Origin of the sequence: Dorea amylophila, from assembly GCF_025567265.1 — a bacterium.
Taxonomy (GTDB): Bacteria; Bacillota; Clostridia; order Lachnospirales; family Lachnospiraceae; genus Dorea_A; species Dorea_A amylophila.
Window position 1 is genome coordinate 21,353 of sequence record NZ_JAOQJW010000026.1, and the last position, 15,717, is coordinate 37,069.

The window sequence follows — 15,717 nt, forward strand, 5'->3', positions numbered from 1 at the left end:
GTATTGCGCGGCGCACCCATAAGCATGGGCCGGGGTGAAACTCCCGTGAGGTTGCAGCTAACAACCGCCCGTTTTTGCCTTTTGACGAATATAGTTTATCCATACAGGAAAAGGAGGTTTTTCTAATGGATAAAAAACAGACAATTACAACCGAACGCAAAATAGGGAAAATCACCTATCTTGTTCAAGCGTTGCCGAGTGAAAAGGCAACCGATACAATCCATAAAAAGATTGAGAAACTCATTGTAAAGGATTTGCAGAAAAAGCCCGGAAATCCGGGATTTTTAGCGTCCGAGTAGTGCATTAGGCGGCGGGATATGGTATAATGATAGCAACACATTATACCTGTTTATTCGGCTGTCGGAAAGGAGGACTAATGTTACAGTCGAATAAAATCACCGCCCTTTACTGCCGTTTAAGTCAAGAGGATATGCAAGCCGGAGAAAGCGGAAGCATACAGCACCAAAAAATGATACTTCAACGCTATGCGGACGAACACCATTTTTTGAACACAAAGTTTTTTGTGGACGACGGATTTTCCGGCGTGAGTTTTGAGCGCGAGGGGCTGCAAGCGATGTTGCAGGAAGTGGAAGCCGGACGAGTGGCGACGGTCATTACCAAAGACCTTTCCCGTCTTGGCAGAAACTATCTGAAAACGGGCGAACTCATAGAGATTGTATTTCCCGAAAACGGAGTACGCTATATCGCGATCAACGACGGAGTTGACACAGCGCGGGAGGATAACGAGTTTACCCCCTTGCGGAACTGGTTTAACGAGTTTTACGCCCGCGACACAAGCAAGAAAATCCGCGCAGTTAAACAGGCACAGGCGCAAAAAGGCGAGCGCGTCAACGGGGAATATCCATACGGCTATATCCCAGACCCGAACAACCGCCACCACCTTATACCCGACCCGGAAACCGCGCCGATTGTCAAACAGGTTTTCGCTATGTTTGTTAGCGGCGTGCGTATGTGCGAAATCCAAAAATGGCTTGCGGAAAACAAAGTCTTGACGATTGGAGCGTTGCGCTATCAGCGTACAGGACAGGCGCGGTATCAGCGGGCAATGATCGCCCCCTATACTTGGCCGGACAAAACGCTCTATGACATATTAGCAAGGCAGGAATATTTAGGGCATACCATAACCGCGAAAACTCACAAGGTATCCTACAAGTCGAAAAAGGCCCGGAAGAACGAAGAAGAACAACGCTATTTCTTCCCAAACACCCATGAGCCGCTTGTTGACGAGGAAACCTTTGAACTTGCGCAAAAGCGGATTGCTACCCGCCACCGCCCGACAAAAGCAGCGGAGATTGATATTTTTTCCGGCTTGCTGTTTTGCGCTGGTTGCAGACATAAGATGTATTACCAACAGGGCGTAAATATCGAGCCGCGCAAGTTTTCCTATTCTTGCGGCGCATGGCGCAACAGGGCAAGGACAGGCAGCGAGTGTACCTCTCATTATATCCGCAAAAACGTACTTCTTGATTTAGTGCTGGAAGATATGCGGCGGGTTTTGCGGTATGTTAAGGAACACGAACAGGACTTTATCTGTAAAGCTACCGAGTACGGCGACATGGAAGCGAGAAAGGCATTAGCGCAGCAGCAAAAGGAACTTTTCAAAGCACAGGCGCGTATGACCGAACTTGACACGCTTTTCCGCAAGCTGTATGAGGACAACGCATTAGGCAGACTGACAGATGAACGGTTTGTGTTTCTAACTTCCGGCTATGAGGACGAAAAGAAATCCCTTGCCGCAAGGATAGACGAGTTACAACAGCAGATCGCAACCGTTACCGAGCGAAAAAGGGATATATCAAGGTTTATTCAGATTGTCGGGAAATACAGCGACATACAGGAATTGACCTATGAAAACGTCCATGAGTTTATCGACCGTATTTTGATACATGAATTAGACCGGGAAACCAACACCCGGAAAATCGAAATCCATTATAGCTTTGTCGGACAGGTTGATACCGAGCAGGAGCCGACGCAAGTTGTCAACCATGACCGCCGCAACATGGTAGATGTAAAAAGTATCGCTATCTAACCCCAGCAAAATTCGTACCCGTATAGCCATCGTCCACATAGTAGGTGGGATTTGGAAACCCGTGTTCCTTAGCGTACTTGAATAGATATTCTTTTTGATTTACGATACTGTTGCTCTCGCCTTCACGTCCATCGTCCTGACTCAGACGACAGTACAAGGCGGTGATTTCTTCCTGCTGTCTTTGCAATGCTTTCTCCTTTCCGACAGCAGACACGATAGTATGAAGTGTAGATACAGTATACCACGCCTGCGGTCAAACTTCAACGCTTTAAAGCGATAATCTTTCCGATATTTCTTAATCCTCATCATAACCCTCGGAATCAAAACTGTAATCTGCTGTGTCCCGCATGAATATCCTGCTGAGAAGCCCAAGCAAGTCCCTCCCGTCCTCTCGGAAATGTGCGGTCACTGTATATTCCGTGCCGCCGATTTTCTCGCAGAGCGTTGCCTGTTCAGGGATACGCATAAGGGGCATAATGTTTTCAGCAGGCGGCAGGGGCGGGTACACCCTATTCGGGTTTACCATTGAGATACCCTTATTTTCGTCTAAAATTTCCGTAAGTTCCTGTTCTGTCAGTCTGCTCATCGCAATGCGTCCTCCCTCTTGCGGTCTGTCCTGCCATTCTGGTTTGACCTTTGATTTTCAACCGTATCGTGGATTTGGTTCAAGCAGTCATCAATGTGGGCAGAGCGTTTTTCAATCCCGTCCGCATATTTCAGCCGCTTTCGCAGCTCCGTTATCCGTTCCGTCACCCCGTTTTTTTCTTCTCGGAGCGTTTCTTTCTCGGCGGGTGAAGCACGCCGTATCTTATTCTGCAAATGCCGCCGATAGTTGGTAAGCCTGTCCATTTCCGTCTGGTTCTTCTCCCTGTCGGCGTGCAAATCGGAGAGGGTGGAGATGTTATGCTCCGACATATAGCGTACCTGTGTGGTAATCTCATCCAGTTTCCGAAGCTCCTCTTTCATAAGCGGGCTTGTCGGCTTGTAGTCCGTGCCTTTGGGAAATATCCCCAACTGATAGCACCAATAGTAATACAACGCTAAGATTCCCCTTGTTTTCTGGTGCGGTTTCCAAGCCTTTTTATATTCTTCGGGCATATGGGGAGAGTAGGAAATCTTTGCTTTGTAGTTCCCATATCTTGCCCTTGTGCCTAAATGTGAACGGATAAAATCGGGCGTTAAGCGTTCATCAAGCGTATCTAATCTTGTGAAATGCTTATACTGCGGCAGCTTCATTTTCCAATGCCCGCCCGAAAAATCAACCTCGTAGCCTTTGTCGATTAGATACTTCATCATGTGCGGAATATCCCGACTGCCGCTGATTGCCTCCGCTAAATCTTCCAGATAGACGTTGTAGCGTGTCGGCTTGCCGCTCTTTTCATCCAGATACAGCGGTCTTGACGGTGCTTTCTTCGGGTTCTCAATCACCGATAATCCGTACTCTCTGCACAAGCGGTCTGACGTTTCCCTTAGCCGTTTCTGCTCCGATTTTGAGTAATTATATTTGCTCCCATCCAGATAGGAAACAGAGTTGAAGCAGAAGTGATTGTGGAGATGCCCCCTGTCAAGGTGGGTGACAACGATTATCTGGTACTTGTCGCCCCACATTTCCCTCGCAAGTTTTAAGCCGATTTCGTGGCATTGTTCGGGCGTTACTTCGTCTGGCTTGAAGCTCTGGTAGCCGTGCCAAGCGATATACCCGCCTGTCTTCTGGTACTGCTTTTTCGTTAGAATCATCTGCTGTAACGCTGTTTCTTTTAAACAGTTGATGGCGGAAACAAACTCTCCATTGTCCGTTTTCTGTGGATTCTTCACATAGGAGAACACGTCAAAGAAGTCCTGCATCTCCTTATTCGGCACGGTCTTTTCTGGGTTTTCCACATAAGAAATTAAGTCTTTCAACCGTCCTTCGATGTGCCAGAGGCTCGTTGCCGCCATATCAGACTGCCCCCTGTTCCGTCAATTTTTCCATGTCAAACTGCTGTGGGAGGGTATAATTCCGTTGCAGTTCCAAGATAAAATCCTCAATCTCCCTGCATATTTCATCAGCGGAAGGGGCGTAGGGGATACACTTTTTAAAGGCTACGTGTACTTCGTAAAGCGTGCCTAATAGTTCCCAAAATTCTTTCTCTGGCTGTGGCTGCGGTGCGTTTCCCCTGCATAACTGACGCATAAATTCTGCGGTGGACAGACCGCAGGCGGATGAATACTGCTTTAATTTTTCATGTTCTTCTTCGCTCAATCTAAAAGTAATGCATACTTTTTCTGATTTTTCTCTACTCATTTTTCTTAATCCTCCAGTTTTATTTTTCCTTTTATCGGGGTAGCTAGGGGTTGTCCCCTAAGTTAGTCCACACGCCTTTAGGGTGTGGATTGGATTGTGGCTGACACAATCCGATGCTCGCTATCTCTGTGGACAACTCCGCAGAGCATTTTTCTGTGTAACGGCTTTCTTAATGCCTGCCTTTACCCTCCGAAAAGGAAATCCTATGTCCTTTCCACCTCCGTTCTGGATTTTATTGCCTTTGACTTTTGGATAAATGAAAAAGCCGCCACACTGCATCACGAACGACAAGAGGATTCCCTCCCGCTCTGATTCGCAATGCTATGTAGCGGCTTTGAAATTCAAAACCCATGTCAGCCTTGCCGATTGGCTGACATTTCAATCTTATATCTATGTGCTTATTTAATTTTCAATCTTCCAATTTCCCCATTGGTATTTCAGAATACCATAGCGGCAATATGGCTGTCAAGATTTTGCACAAACTTTTTAGTATTCTCTATGGACAGGGATTTTATTCACTTATTCTAAAATTGGGTGGGAGAATTTTATCCCCCACCCAATAGCCCATAAGAAAGCATGCTGTATTAGATGACTATAAAATCTTCCGCAACTTTTTTCTAAGATGGTCTAACCGTGCATAGATAGCACCCGTCGTTAAATGCACAAGCGGGGCAATCTCTTTTGTGGAATACCCTTTCATTTTCAGCAGAACGATTTGCAGTGTACGCCTGTCCACCGTAAGTAATGCCTGATACAGATTTTCATCTTCGATTTCATCCAGTAAATCTTCAACGGTCTTTACTTCGGCTGACTGTTCCCTGTCTGCCATTCCCTCAAGGTATTCCCCGAAATCGCTTGTCCAATGGTAAAACCGCCTGTTGGAATTAAAGTCTGCCCTGTCGTCAATACGGATTTGTTCGATGGTAGCTTCATCAACTCCATGTTCCCGCAACACTTTTTCCTCGGCTTCTTTCCAGATACGCCACTTCCTGTCCTCACGTCCGTTGTTATATGCCATTCTTTTTTCCTCCAATCAATCTGAATCTTTGAAAACATAAAAATCCAGATTGAAAGGCGGCGAACGACACTTAACACCAATAATAGTCCTGCGGCACTTTCCAACCAAAAACGACAAAAGAAAAACCGCAAAGGCTTTGTGACCTTTACGGTTATGGGAAATACTAATTCTGTTGTATGGAGATTGTACTTCTACCTTCATGGTGGGAAGTACCGTTGCACTGGCAGGGATTTTTTTAACTGGCTTCCCGCCATTCCCTGATGTGCTATGTATAAATAAACTTTGCTTTATATAAGCAGATGGGCAACCGCCCGAAAAAAGGAACATAAAAACCCTCCAAATTTAAAAACAAATTCAGAGGGTAATTTAGGGTATAACAAAATAACCCACCCGAATATCGTTTTTTTTATTTGGTGAGTTTGTTCTTTCAAATACGAAACAAAAAGAGCCGATGATTCGTGAATTGTTCCACAATTTCATCGGCTCTGCGTCTTAAGCGTCTGGCTCTTTGATGACAGTTATCTTCAAGTTGTCAACTTTAATCAATCTTTCTTGTCTGCATTTTGGACAATAAAGGGGATAATTCTTCAAAACAGTGTCCTTCCTAATTTTATTACGGGTTTTGCTCCCACAAACAGGACATAATATCCATTCGCATTTCATCATAATTAGCTTCTAATCCTTTCAAATCTCATTTTATACGACTTATGCAAGCTGTTAGGCTAACTTGTGGAACATATGCCGAACCTTATCTATACGGCTATTCGGGCGGCGGGGTTGGCAAATAAGTTTACCAGTAGCTGGCTGGTATCCTTTTAACTCTGTCAAGCAGACTCCCTGCCCATTTGTGAAATAAGTTAAATCGTTCCTGTATTCTTGAATACATCTAGCAGGGATTTCTCCTTTCAGAATGACCTCGTCATTCTTTATCTGAGTACTTACAATATCTGCACAATACCTTGGAGCATCATGATACGCCCGTGAGAGATATTCCTGCGGTGCATAAATTTCAAAGTGGAGATATGGCTCTAATAGTTCTGTCCCTGCTTTTTTTAAAGCCTGCTCCAATACGATAGGGGAAAGCAGCCGAAAGTCTGCGGGGGTACTTACAGGACTATAATACAATCCATATTCAAAACAGATTTTACAGTCTGTCACTTTCCATCCATACAGCCCCTGCTCGCAGCCATAAAGAACCCCCTCCATAACCGCATTTTGGAACGATTGGTTTAAATATCCAAGTGAAACTCTGCTTTCATACTGCACTCCACTTCCAATAGGGAGCGGCTCTATGGACAACCCGATAGAAGCCCAGAAAGGATTTGGCGGGACTTCTATGTGGATGGTATATTCTGCTTTTCTAAGCGGTCTTTCCATATATATAACAGTAGGCTCTTTTATTTCTGCCTCCACATGATATTTTTCCTCAAGGATGGCACAAATGACTTCCATCTGCACTTTCCCCAAAAAAGAAAGTATAATCTCATGCGTTGTAGTATCCACATAATATTTTAAAAGAGGGTCGCCATCTGAAATTTCTGTAAGTGCCCCAAGCAATATTTCCCGCTGTTCAGATTTCTTTGCTGCAATCGTTGTTTGGAGCATAGGGAGAGGATTTTCAATAAATGTTCTCTGCGGCAACAGCATTTCGTTCCCCAAAATACTGTTTAGCTGCAAAACATCATTTGGTAAAATTACAATATCACCAGAGCAGGCTGTATCGGATGAACATAATTCACCGTTTGTCGGAACACACATCTCTGTGATTTTTATTTTCTCTTTTTCAGATATTTTAATAACATCCCTCAAATGCAATGTTCCGCTATATATACGCACATAAACAAAACGCCGCCTTTTCTCTGAATATTCAATCTTAAAAACCTGCCCGCATAGTTCAGATTGACCTTCAGGCGTTGATGAATAAAACTTACTGGCAATCACTTCTATAAGCTGCCGAATCCCCAGATTGTTTTTAGCGCTTCCGTGATAAACGGGAAATAACGTTCCGTTTTGGAATCTCCTGTTTTCTTCCTGTTCCAGTTCTGACATTTTAAACGGTTTCCCTGACATATATTTCTCTAATAGTTCATCGTTTCCCATAATTACCGCATCCCACTGTTCCATATCGTCATTGTCCGTTACATTTATATGAGGATGCTGCCCAACCTTTTGCTTCACTATAATTTCCGAAGAAAGCTTTGCTTTCATTTCTTGATATACCATTGGCAAATCAATCCCCTCTTGGTCAATTTTATTGATGAAAAAAATTGTCGGAATCTTCATTGTCTGTAGTGCATGAAACAGTATACGGGTCTGTGCCTGTATGCCATCCTTTGCAGAAACTAATAATACTGCTCCGTCTAATACGGATAAAGAACGGTATACTTCCGCCAAAAAATCCATATGGCCTGGCGTATCTATAATGTTGACTTTTACATCCTCCCACTGAAAAGATGTCACTGCTGTCTGGATAGTGATTCCCCTTTGACGCTCCAAATTCATTGTATCTGTCCTTGTTGTGCCTTTATCTACGCTCCCTGGTTCTGCAATTGCACCACTGGTATACAATAAACTCTCCGTTAATGTTGTCTTTCCTGCGTCAACGTGAGCCAGAATGCCTAAGTTAATTATTTTCATGTGATTTTCCTCCTATCAACACCCAAAAAAGGGCATAAAAATACCCAGTGATAAATACTCCTATCACTGGGTAAATAACTCCAATAGCCCCAAAACACTTATATGTTTTCGGGCATATAAAATTACATGATAAAAGTATTCTTAAACTGGGTACAAAAAACTAAGCCCCATATTAAAAGTGAAACGGGACTGCTACTTTTTGTTCCCACTATCAAATTGACAGTTTATTTAAGAATACCTTGCCGCATATTTATTAACTCCTTGTATAATACTGAATCTAATTATATTCCTTAACCCTTTATTTGTCAAGCTGACAAACTAAAGCAGAAAAAGCGGCAGGATTTCCCCCTGCCACTAATCATCTGTTTATGCAAAAATAATTTCCTTTTCCACAATCTCCCTCGCACAAGCCCTTATGTTATTCGTTCTTCCAGTCCATTCTAAGGCGTTTTCTTCCTTTAGGCATTCCGTTATGCCCTGTGCTTGCTTCATGCCCTCTATGAGCCGTTCAAAGTGTTCCTGTGCCTGTCTGTCAATGTCGGCAAGGTAAGCATTGAGCCTGCCGCTTGTGAGAAGATTGGTGTATGTAATTTTGCGGTACTCCCGCAGATAGTCCAAGTGCCGCCGTCCGAATAAGTCTATCGACTGTTCCTTTTCGGGTGGTATGGTAAGGCAGGGTAAAATGTATTCGCCTTGCCGTTCGTATCTGCCGCCCATTTCCTCAAAGATTGATTGTACCATTTGTTTTTCCTCCAAATAAGATATTCACTCCATACTCATGTCTGCTATCATTAACACAATTTACGTTTTCTCCTTATCTGGTTTCATACATTATTTAAAATTAAATAAAAAAGTTAATTGGGTAAAATCATGTTTTGCTACATGTGATAAAGATGAATTGTTTTTAGGAAAAAATGTATTAAATGCGAGAATTACACAAGAACAGTTTGTTGAAGAAATGAAAAAAATTAAATAGTATTAAGATAATAAAACGCCCACTTTGTAGGCGTTTTATTTGAAATACAGATTTAATTCAACTATATAATTCTAAGGAACTTAATAAAATGAAGAAAAATAATATAACACTTGTATTTGTTGCTATCGTTTTTTCGATTATTGTTGGAATGATAATTGGAAAAAGCTTATTAAAGTATAAAGAAGGTGAGCCAGATGTAGTTGGCAGTTTTTCTATGAATAGAGATGAAAATTTTACAGTAGTTGCTAACAGAAAAAATATTTCTGATAAAGAAGCATTTGCAAGACTGCTTTTAAAAATGTACAAAGAGAATTCATTTCATTCAATAAAATTTTCTACAGATCATGGATATGCAACCAGCCTTGATATGACCGTATATTCTTGGAAAGAAGATATCGAAAATGGCGAATCCATTATGCAAATAGAATTTAGACCGATTGAATATGGAAAAGATTATGATCTTGTTCATAATCCGGATAAATATGTGCTTCTTATCGATGGAACAGAAATAAAGTGAAATATATAGATATGTAGATAAAGCGCAGAAAAAGAGGATTGCTCAATACAGGTTATTTTCAATTATTACCCCTAAAATGATAAAAGAGAGGCAGCGGATAATCCGTTGCCTCATTACAGTATACGACACTTAATCTAGTTCCGCCCCTAACTCATACCTCCAATACTCCGCCGCCTCATACTCCCTGGGTTCTGAGAGTACCGGTACGGTAAAGAGTTCAACCGGAACACCGAGTGTTGATGCGAAGAGCTTCATAAGATCCTCTTTCGGACATCACTCTCATACTGAGCAATCCGGACATCAGCACAGCTGTCGGGAAATCCAACAGCCATGCCAAGTTCTTTTTGGGTGAGATGATTTTTTTGTCTTAAGTGTTTTAATTTTCTTCCAAATGTAATCATAGTATTATTCTCCTGTGCTTCCGAATGCCCCAGTTCCTCGTTCTTCACCAAGGTCCAGGACAAAATCTGCGATCACGACCGGTGTAATCACCAGCTGACCGACGCGTGTGTCTTTATGAATGGTCTGAGAAGATGTGCTCACGTTGCTTATAATGGCATGGATTTCACCACGATAACCGGAGTCAATCGGTGGAAGTTCACATACCAGTCCTTTTGCTGCCATGCTGCTTCGTGGAAAGACATATCCGGCAAATCCATCTGGGATGATGAGACCGAATCCAAGCGGAATTCTTGCAACCTCGCCTGGTTTTAATACGCAATCATAAGGCATGAATACATCAGCACCGGCATCATTTTCATGTGGCCGGAATGGATGATGATCTGCTTTCAGACCAAAGTCAATCAGTTTAATCTTTATGGCTGCTCATCTCCTTCCGGATCAGCAATGGATAATCTGTTTTTAAGATATCTGCAGGCATCCAAAGTTTTGAAATGGGATTCTGACAGGACATCTGTTTTTCCATGCAGCTTCCTCTCTGACAGAATGGACCGGTCAGATCTGGTGCAAAAAGAATCGGGCTTAATTTGTACAATCTTTGCCAGATATAGAGCATCACAATCCTGGTTTCATCCGTATTCCTTCTGCAGGTTCTCTGACCAATCATATGCTTCCACTGGTAAGGTGTCGCGCTGATGATCAGTACGTTTCGAAGTCCCTGAGGTGTGGCATATCCGGCTGAATCATGATCAATGCCTAAGGCACAAAGCTCTGCATAATGATCCAGATCTGACTGACAGCTTTTCTTGTAAATATCCTGGATTTCTTTATCTGCTTTCATGATTCCATATGGAATAGCAAATGCAGCATGACCGGAATAATTGCTGTACTGCAGAGATGCACTCATGTACTTTACTTCATTCTGATGTCTTGTGATCTGTGCCAGGAAGCGTCTGCTTGCACCAACAACAGCTACGGTAATGACCATGAATTTCTGCACGGTTGGATGCGGAAGCCCTGCAATGTTTTCTACAGTCTTCTGACTGTAGGATTGACGGTAAAGATCCATCAGATCTGCCATGTTCTGGATCGTATGACCGTGTTGTGTGAGTCTGGCAGCAAAGACCATATTCTGTTCTGCTTCCCGGATTCCATAGCAGTTTAAGATAGCTGTTTCAATGTGATCCATAGGCCTGTTCCTCCTTTACCAGAGCTTTTAAAAGGATCAGATAATTGATGCAGTCTGTGATTTTTTCATCCCACTGTTCCATGTCAAAATGTAACAGAGTGGAATAACACATATCGTAAAGGGATACGACATGTTTCGACATCATACCGGCCAGTGCTGCTTTTGGATCGCAGTTTTGTAAGGCGGCAGCAATCTTGAATGCACTGAGGCGGTCAATATTGTCACCGGTATATTCTTTCTTTTTATGTGCCAGAATATCGGCACACTTTCTCATCTGAAGTTCAAATACAATATTAAATTCTTCTTGTGTCATGTGATAGTTCCTCCTTTGTTTTGTGATAGTTATCGTTCGAGATCTTTGTTTTTTGATCTTACTGGTTCTGGTATCTGCATCTGAAGAATGGCATCAACATTCTGATCGGCAGTGTCCAGATCTTTTAATTTTTCTTTCAAGCTGCTTATTGCTTCTTCTTCGGAAGCTATCTGCTGTTGCAGTTTTTCTTTTTGTAAAGTCAGGGTTTTTAGGCTTGTCATCTTTCCATCCTGATAAAAGGATCTCAGCCAATCTCTGGCTTCTTCATATTTCTGAATTTCCTTCGCATGTTCTTTCCGGTACTTTCCTTTGTACTTTGCATTTGAAAATTGGGAATAAACTTCCTTGTTTGCATAGTACTGTCCGGTGTAGCGGATCTGATCATTGAGAGTCCTTAGATTGGACCGATGCTGAGCAAACTGTGTCTGCATTTCTTTCAATTCCTGCTTTGATGCAAGCAGTGTTTTTTTCAAATCTGACTGCGTATCAAATCCATGTTCCTGCACATAGATAATGGTATTTGCCATTTGCTGCAGATTAGAAAGTTTTACCCGATGAGCATAAGCCGGGCTCTGCATTGCTTTCACATTTGTCTGGAGATTTACAACCAGGCACAGGTGAGATCTGACGTAGAGAATGGCCAATGGATCCTTGCGTAAGAAGGTCTGTTCCAGGTGTTCTTTTCCATATCGTGTTCCCAGTGCACGTTCAGAAATCCGCTTCTGTCGATCAGGATGAAGATAGCTGTATCTGCCACGATGCTCAATCACAGAGATCTGAAATAGTTCCAGAAGTTTAGATTGGAATTCATCAAAACTATTGGATGTGGCAGCGCATTCATCAATCGCATTTCGCAAATATTCTTTCTGTGTAAGGAACACGGTGGATGTTGGTTTGAGACCATCTTCGATGATTTTTTGATTGATCTCATCCAGTTTTTGCTGGCCATGTTTCTGTGCCATATATTCTTTCTGAGTGATTTTTCTTTCAGCCGGAGCAAGAAGATCTATCTGGTGAAGTCCTTCCTGTTGGCACCGATCCATGACTGTTTTCTTAAAAGTGTTCATGAATTTATCAGTGGAACGATGCTTGTAACCGGCGGCTTCCTCATGTGGTTTATCCATATAAGGCTGCCTTTCTACTGCAGTCTTCCGCACACTGTTGATGACGATGTGGGTATGGATATTTCCGGACTCATTGTGCCCATCGGTATGAGTAACCACCAGTGCCTGATATCCGGGAAACATCTGCTTTGCAAGTTCCAAACTGATTGCGTGTGCTCTTGGTCCGGTAAGTCCGTTTTCTGTAACATCGCTCGGATCGTAGCTGATAATGTAGTGGTGACTTTTGATATCTTCACGTTTTTTATTTTTGTGAAAATGAGCATTTGTCAGTTCACATTCCTTGTCAAAAGACATCGGATCACAGTTCAGCCCATCCATATAAAACTCTTTTCGCAAGATGCTTCGTCCGGATTCATCTACAATCTTTTTCCCGGTTTTTTCATCATGTTCAAACAGAAGATAATTGATAGCAGCTGAGTAATTTGCATTTCTGCTTTTAATGTGTTTTACGATTGCCATTCATACCACCTGCCAGTTTCAGTACCTCTTTTCTCAATAGGAATAAGTCCGTGATACACTGATGGATTTCGTTTTCTATAGCACGTGACTGACTGCCACCACTGTTAAAATGCTTGGCGATCTGATTGAGATTCGATCCAATCTTTCCATATTCACTGACCAGTTTTCTGAGGTCATTCATGTCTGCAACAACTTCAATCTGATGATTGATTTGATTCTCAAGCAGAAGTTTTCTCAGATATTCTGATCGGCTAATAGATAAACAAGCAGCGCCTTGGTCTAATAAATCCAGTTCGACATCTGTAAGACGTAATCCTATAAAATGTCTGTGATTCAGTTCTTTATCTTTGTTTTTTGTTCTCATACTCCTCCTTCCGCTGAGACTATTCCTCCCGCCGGGAGTCCACGTATTTCAATATCGGCTGTCCCTTCCGATATTAGAAATAGTGCCGTGAACACCTTCAGGTGGAACCAACAGACAAGTGAAACGTCTGTTATTAAGAGGGTATGGGGAGATCCCCATCAAGATAAATCCCATAGGAGAACAGGATGCCAAACGGCAATACTGTTAAACATGGGTGGATCTTGCTCTGTATGTGTACCCCTCTATATAACGAAACGCTGAGAGCCTGTTTTACAGTGGGGGAAAAGAAAAAATATCAAAAAAATGATGATTAATGGTGAGCTTGTGATAGAATGAAAAAAAGAGAAAAGCATAAGTGTTGGATATATGCTTCGCATTGATTGCTGGGGAGCTGAAAAAGATTTAAAAACCACATATGGATCAGAATGTGCGCTTACTTCATTGGCTGTGGATGAGCCTTTAGAATATGCAAGATTATATCTCGATGGCAATTTACAGATGTGGATAGATTCAGAAGATTCACTTGAATTATAGAACAAGAATAACGGGTAGAAAACTTCTGATGCCCATTTTACAAGGGGTTCGAGTTTTTTATGTCTGCTGGCGCTATTTCTCTGCTGGAGTACTATTTTCGGGATAATGGCGAAAGGCTTTAGCGGTATAGTTAGAAGCACCGTTTCCATATTTTGTATTGGTTATGGTTTTTATATAATCGCTGGAATAATAGTCAATTGTAGAGCAAATGAAATAGACACAGGGGATTAAGGAAGAGTTGAAGGCAGATAAACAGATGGAATGGGTAGCAAATAAATACTATACAAGAGTGTGAAAAGGGAATTTTGAATAAGGAGATGATTTGGCAATAAGGTGCAGTAATCTGGTGGAAAGCAAGTCTGAAAATGGCTTGCTTTTTGCTTTACAATGTGGTTAGTTGATGTATATAATTATGATAAAGAGATAAAATTGATTTTTATATTTTGGTTCGATATTGTGATGCAGTTTTTATCCCAAAAAGAGTAAAAATCGAATTATCCGCATAAACACAGGGATTTTAAGCAATATGAAACAAAAAATAAAAGAATTTTACCACTAATTTACTACGAATGAAAGAACCTTGATACGACAGAGAAAACAGCATAAATAAAGGCAAAATTGGCATTTCATACAGAATATGAGATGTCTTTTTTGTTGCTGTAATACAGTATAACTATTCTTTTTCTGCTTGATTATTAATCATTTTTTAGGACATGAATTGTCAAGAGCTTGTTGCGTAGCAATGTTTACACTCTTGATAATTTATGGAATAAAAAATATTCTGACAGATACTAGAAAAGTGATGACTACTCAATTTTCTAATGATATAATATGATAAATAATAATAGATAAACTTGAAGTGATTAAGGAAGTGTATGCCATGAAAAAATTTTTGAAAATAATGTTAATCATAATTGGAGCGATTTCTTTGATTTTTGTAGCTCTGATAGGGATTGGGTTATTTGTTGATGTTGAATATGATGACCATATTGAAAATGGTCGTTATACTTATGTTCCGGAAGAAGAAAATAAAGATAATGAATACGTGGAATTTACGATAAATGATTATGATAAAAATAATGCCAAGCTTGTATATTATGACACGATTGAAGAAGCTATTCAACTTTCCACTTTGAATGCTGAAAATGAGGAACTTTCGGTTCCTGCTGATTTTCTTAATCATGTTGATGAAACCTTGCATATATGGCAAGGCAAAAAATATGATACGATTTTCTATCGGGCTGGAAATGATAACGATGATATTCAAGGCTTAGTAATGGCTCGTTGTAAAAAGCAGATACAGAATGGGCATACACAATACGCATTTATAAATGCTACACCGGTTACAACGAAACGAGATAGAATTTTGTTAGATGATATTACAGAGCTTATTCACTCTTCTTTGAAATTAAGTGATTTCCAACAAGACTTAAACCCCGATTATCCAAGCAAGCGTTTTGTTTACGGCTATGCACATGATAAAGAAATCTATTCATTGGAAGTAGAAGGACAAAAACCGGACGGTGTAATTGAAATCAATGTATATGACAGAGTCATGTATCTATGGTATTACAATGACTTACAAAGTAACAAAAGAGGTGACTGTTTAAGCTATTCGGTAGATGTACCTAAATAAAATGACATTTTTACATAATACTATATTATTAGTTAGGCAGACGGAGTGATCCAGACACGGTGGCAGGAAAATCTTTCAGATTTTTCTGCCATGTCTTGCAAGTGGCTGGTTTACTTCGTCTGTGAGCGAGCCTGTGGCGAGCGAAGATTAAGCCCCCGTTATCTAACAAGGGGGGCACAAAAAACAAAAGACACTATACACTAACAGGCGGAAAACG

The 15,717-nt window shown here is 41.4% G+C and carries 18 protein-coding genes; 5 read left to right on the forward strand and 13 right to left on the reverse strand.

The genetic code is table 11. The annotated features are described in order from the left end of the window. The first annotated feature begins 125 nt into the window (after window positions 1-125). Both OCV72_RS14440 and OCV72_RS14445 read left to right on the forward strand, forming a co-directional pair. Entirely contained in the window at window positions 126-299 is a 174-nt protein-coding gene (locus OCV72_RS14440) for a transposon-encoded TnpW family protein (protein WP_002604472.1), read from the forward strand. A gap of 77 nt (window positions 300-376) precedes the next feature. Further along, complete coding sequence (locus OCV72_RS14445) at window positions 377-2,050, forward strand: recombinase family protein (protein ID WP_033126092.1); 1,674 nt, start codon at window positions 377-379, stop codon at window positions 2,048-2,050. Window positions 2,051-2,345: 295 nt separating this feature from the next. Here the strand turns inward: OCV72_RS14445 and OCV72_RS14450 are convergent, their stop codons facing one another. From OCV72_RS14450 to OCV72_RS14480, 7 genes are all read right to left on the reverse strand, one after another. Continuing rightward, on the reverse strand, window positions 2,346-2,636 hold the full coding sequence (locus OCV72_RS14450) for a hypothetical protein (protein WP_033126094.1): 291 nt from the start codon (window positions 2,634-2,636) through the stop codon (window positions 2,346-2,348). Next, entirely contained in the window at window positions 2,633-3,988 is a 1,356-nt protein-coding gene (locus OCV72_RS14455; protein WP_033126095.1) for a relaxase/mobilization nuclease domain-containing protein, read from the reverse strand. The genes OCV72_RS14450 and OCV72_RS14455 overlap by 4 nt, the downstream gene beginning before the upstream one ends. Window position 3,989: 1 nt before the next feature. Next, window positions 3,990-4,334, reverse strand: coding sequence for a plasmid mobilization protein (locus OCV72_RS14460; RefSeq protein ID WP_033126096.1), 345 nt, complete (start codon window positions 4,332-4,334; stop codon window positions 3,990-3,992). A gap of 592 nt (window positions 4,335-4,926) precedes the next feature. Continuing rightward, a complete protein-coding gene (locus OCV72_RS14465; protein ID WP_033126097.1) occupies window positions 4,927-5,352 on the reverse strand; it encodes a sigma-70 RNA polymerase sigma factor region 4 domain-containing protein in 426 nt (141 codons plus the stop codon). Window positions 5,353-5,844: 492 nt separating this feature from the next. Continuing rightward, window positions 5,845-6,018: a cysteine-rich KTR domain-containing protein gene (locus OCV72_RS14470; RefSeq protein ID WP_071705139.1), complete on the reverse strand. Its 174-nt coding sequence runs from the start codon at window positions 6,016-6,018 to the stop codon at window positions 5,845-5,847. A 51-nt stretch (window positions 6,019-6,069) separates the two neighbouring features. Next, window positions 6,070-7,989 (reverse strand): tetracycline resistance ribosomal protection protein Tet(O), encoded by a 1,920-nt coding sequence (tet(O), locus tag OCV72_RS14475; protein ID WP_055284540.1) that lies wholly within the window; start codon window positions 7,987-7,989, stop codon window positions 6,070-6,072. A 366-nt stretch (window positions 7,990-8,355) separates the two neighbouring features. Next, complete coding sequence (locus OCV72_RS14480) at window positions 8,356-8,730, reverse strand: TnpV protein (protein WP_015535394.1); 375 nt, start codon at window positions 8,728-8,730, stop codon at window positions 8,356-8,358. Between the two features lie 323 nt (window positions 8,731-9,053). Here OCV72_RS14480 and OCV72_RS14485 point away from each other — a divergent pair, with 323 nt between their 5' ends. After that, on the forward strand, window positions 9,054-9,482 hold the full coding sequence (locus tag OCV72_RS14485; protein WP_033126098.1) for a hypothetical protein: 429 nt from the start codon (window positions 9,054-9,056) through the stop codon (window positions 9,480-9,482). Between the two features lie 251 nt (window positions 9,483-9,733). Here the strand turns inward: OCV72_RS14485 and OCV72_RS14490 are convergent, their stop codons facing one another. Genes OCV72_RS14490 through OCV72_RS14515 form a run of 6 tightly spaced genes read right to left on the reverse strand, consistent with a single transcriptional unit; the run spans window position 9,734 to window position 13,330 of the window. Beyond that, on the reverse strand, window positions 9,734-9,883 hold the full coding sequence (locus tag OCV72_RS14490) for a helix-turn-helix domain-containing protein (RefSeq protein ID WP_242856472.1): 150 nt from the start codon (window positions 9,881-9,883) through the stop codon (window positions 9,734-9,736). Between the two features lie 4 nt (window positions 9,884-9,887). Continuing rightward, window positions 9,888-10,301, reverse strand: coding sequence for a dUTP diphosphatase (locus tag OCV72_RS14495; RefSeq protein ID WP_055057065.1), 414 nt, complete (start codon window positions 10,299-10,301; stop codon window positions 9,888-9,890). Then, a complete protein-coding gene (locus OCV72_RS14500) occupies window positions 10,291-11,070 on the reverse strand; it encodes an FAD-dependent thymidylate synthase (RefSeq protein WP_033126099.1) in 780 nt (259 codons plus the stop codon). Before OCV72_RS14500 ends, OCV72_RS14495 begins: the two co-directional genes overlap by 11 nt. Next, window positions 11,057-11,383 carry a hypothetical protein gene (locus OCV72_RS14505; RefSeq protein WP_003864545.1) on the reverse strand — a complete coding sequence of 109 codons (327 nt, stop codon included), beginning with the start codon at window positions 11,381-11,383 and terminating at the stop codon, window positions 11,057-11,059. Before OCV72_RS14505 ends, OCV72_RS14500 begins: the two co-directional genes overlap by 14 nt. Before the next feature lie 29 nt (window positions 11,384-11,412). Next, window positions 11,413-12,966 carry a relaxase/mobilization nuclease domain-containing protein gene (locus tag OCV72_RS14510; protein ID WP_055221938.1) on the reverse strand — a complete coding sequence of 518 codons (1,554 nt, stop codon included), beginning with the start codon at window positions 12,964-12,966 and terminating at the stop codon, window positions 11,413-11,415. Further along, on the reverse strand, window positions 12,944-13,330 hold the full coding sequence (locus OCV72_RS14515) for a plasmid mobilization protein (protein ID WP_055057067.1): 387 nt from the start codon (window positions 13,328-13,330) through the stop codon (window positions 12,944-12,946). Before OCV72_RS14515 ends, OCV72_RS14510 begins: the two co-directional genes overlap by 23 nt. Before the next feature lie 351 nt (window positions 13,331-13,681). Here OCV72_RS14515 and OCV72_RS14520 point away from each other — a divergent pair, with 351 nt between their 5' ends. Together OCV72_RS14520 and OCV72_RS14525 are read left to right on the forward strand one after the other, a co-directional pair. Next, window positions 13,682-13,864 carry a DUF6061 family protein gene (locus tag OCV72_RS14520; RefSeq protein ID WP_052302926.1) on the forward strand — a complete coding sequence of 61 codons (183 nt, stop codon included), beginning with the start codon at window positions 13,682-13,684 and terminating at the stop codon, window positions 13,862-13,864. 880 nt (window positions 13,865-14,744) lie between these two features. After that, on the forward strand, window positions 14,745-15,500 hold the full coding sequence (locus OCV72_RS14525) for a hypothetical protein (protein ID WP_040015611.1): 756 nt from the start codon (window positions 14,745-14,747) through the stop codon (window positions 15,498-15,500). Window positions 15,501-15,717: the final 217 nt, after the last annotated feature.

What these genes read in the sequence shown, in the direction of transcription:
- OCV72_RS14460 (WP_033126096.1), bottom strand. Translation starts at nt 4,334, where the DNA reads ATGAGTAGAGAAAAATCAGAAAAAGTATGCATTACTTTTAGATTGAGC.
- OCV72_RS14505 (WP_003864545.1), bottom strand. Translation starts at nt 11,383, where the DNA reads ATGACACAAGAAGAATTTAATATTGTATTTGAACTTCAGATGAGAAAG.
- OCV72_RS14485 (WP_033126098.1), top strand. Translation starts at nt 9,054, where the DNA reads ATGAAGAAAAATAATATAACACTTGTATTTGTTGCTATCGTTTTTTCG.
- OCV72_RS14500 (WP_033126099.1), bottom strand. Translation starts at nt 11,070, where the DNA reads ATGGATCACATTGAAACAGCTATCTTAAACTGCTATGGAATCCGGGAA.
- OCV72_RS14450 (WP_033126094.1), bottom strand. Translation starts at nt 2,636, where the DNA reads ATGAGCAGACTGACAGAACAGGAACTTACGGAAATTTTAGACGAAAAT.
- OCV72_RS14465 (WP_033126097.1), bottom strand. Translation starts at nt 5,352, where the DNA reads ATGGCATATAACAACGGACGTGAGGACAGGAAGTGGCGTATCTGGAAA.
- OCV72_RS14445 (WP_033126092.1), top strand. Translation starts at nt 377, where the DNA reads ATGTTACAGTCGAATAAAATCACCGCCCTTTACTGCCGTTTAAGTCAA.
- OCV72_RS14480 (WP_015535394.1), bottom strand. Translation starts at nt 8,730, where the DNA reads ATGGTACAATCAATCTTTGAGGAAATGGGCGGCAGATACGAACGGCAA.
- OCV72_RS14490 (WP_242856472.1), bottom strand. Translation starts at nt 9,883, where the DNA reads ATGATTACATTTGGAAGAAAATTAAAACACTTAAGACAAAAAAATCAT.
- OCV72_RS14455 (WP_033126095.1), bottom strand. Translation starts at nt 3,988, where the DNA reads ATGGCGGCAACGAGCCTCTGGCACATCGAAGGACGGTTGAAAGACTTA.
- OCV72_RS14470 (WP_071705139.1), bottom strand. Translation starts at nt 6,018, where the DNA reads ATGATGAAATGCGAATGGATATTATGTCCTGTTTGTGGGAGCAAAACC.
- OCV72_RS14510 (WP_055221938.1), bottom strand. Translation starts at nt 12,966, where the DNA reads ATGGCAATCGTAAAACACATTAAAAGCAGAAATGCAAATTACTCAGCT.
- OCV72_RS14515 (WP_055057067.1), bottom strand. Translation starts at nt 13,330, where the DNA reads ATGAGAACAAAAAACAAAGATAAAGAACTGAATCACAGACATTTTATA.
- OCV72_RS14440 (WP_002604472.1), top strand. Translation starts at nt 126, where the DNA reads ATGGATAAAAAACAGACAATTACAACCGAACGCAAAATAGGGAAAATC.
- OCV72_RS14525 (WP_040015611.1), top strand. Translation starts at nt 14,745, where the DNA reads ATGAAAAAATTTTTGAAAATAATGTTAATCATAATTGGAGCGATTTCT.